The sequence below is a fragment of the Haemophilus haemolyticus genome (assembly GCF_003493685.1).
GTDB classification, from domain to species: Bacteria; Pseudomonadota; Gammaproteobacteria; order Enterobacterales; family Pasteurellaceae; genus Haemophilus; species Haemophilus haemolyticus_O.
In genome coordinates this window covers 1-1,692 of record NZ_QQJW01000022.1, presented here as the reverse complement: position 1 = coordinate 1,692, position 1,692 = coordinate 1, and the positions used below count along the sequence as shown (strand labels likewise).

General features: G+C 50.3%; 1 rRNA gene. It reads left to right on the top strand.

Going from position 1 to position 1,692, the window contains the following annotated elements:
• A 23S ribosomal RNA gene (locus DV434_RS10545) occupies nucleotides 1-1,671 on the top strand; the annotation flags it as partial.
• Between the last annotated feature and the right edge of the window lie 21 nt (nucleotides 1,672-1,692).

Genomic DNA, 1,692 nt, shown 5'->3' with positions numbered 1-1,692 from the left:
TGCTGGACGTATCACAAGTGCGAATGCTGACATAAGTAACGATAAAACGGGTGAAAAACCCGTTCGCCGGAAGACCAAGGGTTCCTGTCCAACGTTAATCGGGGCAGGGTGAGTCGGCCCCTAAGGCGAGGCTGAAAAGCGTAGTCGATGGGAAACAGGTTAATATTCCTGTACTTGGTAAAGCTGCGATGTGGGGACGGAGTAGGTTAGGTTATCGCACTGTTGGATATGTGCGTTTAAGTTGGTAGGTGGGAAGTTTAGGCAAATCCGGACTTCCTTAACACTGAGAGATGATGACGAGGCTCTAAGGAGCTGAAGTAACTGATACCACACTTCCAGGAAAAGCCACTAAGCGACAGGTTTTACTAAACCGTACTGAAAACCGACACAGGTGGTCAGGTAGAGAATACTCAGGCGCTTGAGAGAACTCGGGTGAAGGAACTAGGCAAAATAGCACCGTAACTTCGGGAGAAGGTGCGCCGGCGTAGATTGTAAGGGCTAGCCCCTGAAGGTTGAACCGGTCGAAGATACCAGCTGGCTGCAACTGTTTATTAAAAACACAGCACTCTGCAAACACGAAAGTGGACGTATAGGGTGTGATGCCTGCCCGGTGCTGGAAGGTTAATTGATGGTGTAATCGAAAGAGAAGCACCTGATCGAAGCCCCAGTAAACGGCGGCCGTAACTATAACGGTCCTAAGGTAGCGAAATTCCTTGTCGGGTAAGTTCCGACCTGCACGAATGGCATAATGATGGCCAGGCTGTCTCCACCCGAGACTCAGTGAAATTGAAATCGCCGTGAAGATGCGGTGTACCCGCGGCTAGACGGAAAGACCCCGTGAACCTTTACTATAGCTTGACACTGAACATTGAATTTTGATGTGTAGGATAGGTGGGAGACTTAGAAGTAGTCACGCCAGTGATTATGGAGTCGACCTTGAAATACCACCCTTTAACGTTTGATGTTCTAACGAAGATTGCGGAACGCGGTCTCGGACAGTGTCTGGTGGGTAGTTTGACTGGGGCGGTCTCCTCCCAAAGAGTAACGGAGGAGCACGAAGGTTTGCTAATCACGGTCGGACATCGTGAGGTTAGTGCAATGGTATAAGCAAGCTTAACTGCGAGACAGACAAGTCGAGCAGGTACGAAAGTAGGTCATAGTGATCCGGTGGTTCTGAATGGAAGGGCCATCGCTCAACGGATAAAAGGTACTCCGGGGATAACAGGCTGATACCGCCCAAGAGTTCATATCGACGGCGGTGTTTGGCACCTCGATGTCGGCTCATCACATCCTGGGGCTGAAGTAGGTCCCAAGGGTATGGCTGTTCGCCATTTAAAGTGGTACGCGAGCTGGGTTTAGAACGTCGTGAGACAGTTCGGTCCCTATCTGCCGTGGGCGTTGGAGAATTGGTTGGGGCTGCTCCTAGTACGAGAGGACCGGAGTGGACGCACCACTGGTGTTCCGGTTGTGTCGCCAGACGCATTGCCGGGTAGCTAAGTGCGGAAGAGATAAGTGCTGAAAGCATCTAAGCACGAAACTTGCCAAGAGATGAGTTCTCCCACACATCAAGTGTGTAAGGGTTGTTTAAGACTAAGACGTAGATAGGTGCGGTGTGTAAGTGTAGTGATACATTGAGCTAACGCATACTAATTGCCCGAGAGGCTTAACTATACAACGCTCAAGTGTTTTTGG